The sequence below is a fragment of the Rickettsia asembonensis genome, from assembly GCF_000828125.2.
Lineage (GTDB): Bacteria > Pseudomonadota > Alphaproteobacteria > Rickettsiales > Rickettsiaceae > Rickettsia > Rickettsia asembonensis.
The window spans coordinates 1-3,267 of the sequence record NZ_JWSW01000050.1 but is presented as its reverse complement, the minus strand read 5'-3'; the positions used below and the strand labels follow the sequence as shown (position 1 = coordinate 3,267).

Here is a 3,267-nt window from a genome sequence, read left to right as displayed (position 1 = left end):
TCAACACTCCCATTTAGTGTTTGGGGTGGGTGGTCTTCGGGGGTGGTGGTGTCTACTATTTCCGTATTTTCTTGTTTTTTAAATTTATCATTTAAACGTTTTACATAAGCAGTATAATTGTACATGATTAATCCGTTTTCTAGTTGTTTTTTTTATTTAATAATCTTAACTTTAAGATTAACTCAAAAAATTTCAATTTAGTTAAAATAAATTAATTAATTTATTTTAACTAAAAATATGTATATGATAAAAATATCACAATTTAGATATTATGATATTTAATACAGTAAAAGATGATTTTTATTGCATATATGATAAGAATAAGTTTTATTATAAATAAATATTAATAATTACTTAGGTTATGAGAAATAATAAAAACCAAATGTATATTATAAAAATTTTTATAACCCTAGCTATGATTACGGGCATAATATTTTTATGTTTATTTTATTCTTCATTAACTCCGTCTAAGCTTAAGATTGGTGCAAAAACTAGTAATATGGACGATTCACCTAAAATTAAGTTCACTCTTATAGATCAAGAAGGAAAGAAATTTGATAGTACCCATTTGCAAGGTCATTTAAGTTTGATTTATTTTGGTACTACCTATTCCTTATATGACAACCAAGCACTAAAAAGAGTAGAAGATATTATTAAGATTTTGAAGAAAGATAATATTGTAGTACAAGTAGTTTTTATTACTCTAGATCCTGAGCATGATACCAGTGAGGTATTAAAAAAATATTTAGAAAAAATAGATGGTAATTTTATAGGTTTAACAGGAAGAGTACAAGATATTGAACAATTAGTAGATCAATTTAAGGTCTTCTATACATCCAAAATATTTGATGTAAAAACAAACGAATATGAATTACAACATTCTAATTTTGTGTATTTAATTAGCAGCCAGGGAAAATTTTTAAAGCATTATTGCTTAGGCTTACCAAAAATGTTGATTAAATAAAAATATCATTCTCACTCACAAAAGTCTTGTTTACGTGGATCAAAAAATGCGTTCGATATCATTCCACGAGCTTGTAGCGGGATCCAGCTTAAAATACTAAAATTTTAGTATTTTAAATTTTTTTCTGGATACCGTGGTCAAGCCACGGTATGACAAAATTGGCATTTTCTGAGCCATGCCTAATGACTTTATCTAAGCATTTCCTATTTGTGATGAGAAATGTATTTCATCAATGCCTAAGTGTTTTAATGCATTATGCCATTTACTTTCAGGATTATCGGCAAAAATAAATTCTTTATTACAATCCATAACCAACCATAGATTTTTTTCTAATTCTTCTTCAAGCTGCCCTGGTTTCCATGCGGTATAACCGACAATGAATAAACTATTTTTAGGTCCTTTACCGAAAGCTATATCTTCTGAAATTTCTAAATTAGAGCTTACTGCTAAATCATTCTGGAAATCCAATAACAAATTTTTATTATAATCGCTAGAATGAAGAAAAAACCCTTTTTCATGTTCTACGGGTCCGCCAAGATATATAGGAACCATAGCCTGGGTTGTTATTTCGTCATTTTTTATTTTAAAAAACGATTTTAAATCTATATGATTTACTAAGCGGTTAAATATTAATCCTATTGCTCCTTCTTCCGTGTGTGATAACATATAAATTAAGGATTTATGGTAAATGCCTTTTGTAATTACATGCGGTGTAGCAACGAGTGTTTTGCCGGATAAGTTATGAAAAATTTTATCGCCCATAAATAAAACTTTAATTATAATATTAGAGGTGATCTATAAAGATATTTTAAAGCTAGTTAGATTCTTTCTTGCTATAAATTGTAAGATTTTTGTAGTAATAGTAGTTTCTATTTCAAAAAAATCTTACAATTTATAGCAAGAAAGAATCTAACTAGCTTTAAAATATCTTTATAGATCACCTCTTAAAGTATATAAGATTTAAATCCAATTATTCAATAGAAGTTAACAATAATGATCACATTTTTTGATATTACTATTTTTGCTATTATTACTCTTTTCTCATTTTTCGGCTTATATCAAGGTATAATCGGGTTTTCAACTAGAATACTCGGTTTTATTACTTCTATAATGTTAGGATATTTCTTATATCCGTATATTTCTGAACTAATCGGGAAATATCTGGATAATGAGGTTATAAGAATAATTATTGCCGGTGTTATATCTTATGTTGTTTCTTTAATTTTATGTGTTTTTATAGTTTATAAATTTCTTGCTATAATTTTGTTTATGAGAAACGGCTTTATTGATAGATTCTTAGGGCTATTAGCAGGCTTTGCCGTAGGTACTACTATCTCGTTAGTACTATTTTTTATAACAATGGTCTTTACTTCTGAAAATTATTTTAAAAGTAAATCTTTAAAAGATTTTGTGGTAAGTAGCAAACAAAGCAAATATGGAGGAGTGCTGAAAGTTTCCGTCACTACTGATTATTTAGATGAATTAAGTAAAAATATTATAGTTATAATTCCAAATGAGACCTTAAAATCTATTGAAATATTTGAAAATAAAGACTTAAATAATTTCAAAAATTCCTTTAAGAAATCGAATGATTATAACGATGATGAGGATATATTTTCTCAAGAATTACAAGATGAGCTTTCTAATATAGATGATGAATAGGATGTTACTTCATAGCTATTATGTTATTCCCGCCTACGCGGGAATCCAGTAACCTTTAATGTCATCCCGTGGCCCTGCCACGGGGTCCATAAAAACAATAAAAAATACTAATAATTTTAGTATTTTTGACTGGATCCCGCGATCAAGTTAGCTAGGATGACAATAGAAAACCAGTCCACGCAAGTAATGCCTGCTTGTAATGATGATTACCTACCGAACAAACACCATAACCCTCTACCCTTTCATTAAACCGGTCTATTCCCTTTAAATTTTATAAATCACTCAAACGTAAATAATTAATAAATATTAACTAATAGTAAATTTATTAATTAATTATTGTGTATCGTAAATAAATAGTGTATAATGACTGATAAGTTAAGTGATAAAATCATTAAAAACAATAAGTTATAGGGGAAATTATGACTAATATGAAAAAAACTTTTTTTAATAAACTTTTACTAGCAACCAGTAGTATTGGGTTACTTGCAAGCATGGAAAGCTCAGCGGTGGTTGTTGTTGCCGTTCCGCACGAGAATAATACTTCTTACGTAATGGATCCAATGCGAGGGGGAGATAGGCCTCAAGATTGGAGGAGTAATAACGGAACTCAGTACCAACCGCAAAACGGGTTGGTATGGTTA

5 protein-coding genes are annotated in these 3,267 nt (G+C 28.6%); 4 read left to right on the top strand and 1 reads right to left on the bottom strand.

Translation table 11 applies throughout. The features are described 5' to 3' along the window. Positions 1-361: 361 nt before the first annotated feature. Complete coding sequence (locus SB78_RS05260) at positions 362-964, top strand: SCO family protein (protein ID WP_041079113.1); 603 nt, start codon at positions 362-364, stop codon at positions 962-964. Positions 965-1,156: 192 nt separating this feature from the next. Here SB78_RS05260 and SB78_RS05255 read toward each other — a convergent pair whose 3' ends face one another. Then, positions 1,157-1,726, bottom strand: coding sequence for a YqgE/AlgH family protein (locus SB78_RS05255; RefSeq protein WP_041079112.1), 570 nt, complete (start codon positions 1,724-1,726; stop codon positions 1,157-1,159). A gap of 231 nt (positions 1,727-1,957) precedes the next feature. Here SB78_RS05255 and SB78_RS05250 point away from each other — a divergent pair, with 231 nt between their 5' ends. From SB78_RS05250 to SB78_RS05245, 3 genes are all read left to right on the top strand, one after another. Further along, the gene (locus SB78_RS05250) at positions 1,958-2,626 is read left to right on the top strand and encodes a CvpA family protein (RefSeq protein ID WP_041079110.1); all 669 of its coding nucleotides are present in this window, start codon (positions 1,958-1,960) and stop codon (positions 2,624-2,626) included. 58 nt (positions 2,627-2,684) lie between these two features. Continuing rightward, entirely contained in the window at positions 2,685-2,777 is a 93-nt protein-coding gene (locus tag SB78_RS09385) for a proline/betaine transporter (protein ID WP_081420970.1), read from the top strand. A gap of 268 nt (positions 2,778-3,045) precedes the next feature. Beyond that, positions 3,046-3,267 (top strand): hypothetical protein (locus SB78_RS05245; protein ID WP_041079108.1); only part of this gene is annotated, 222 nt, incomplete at its 3' end.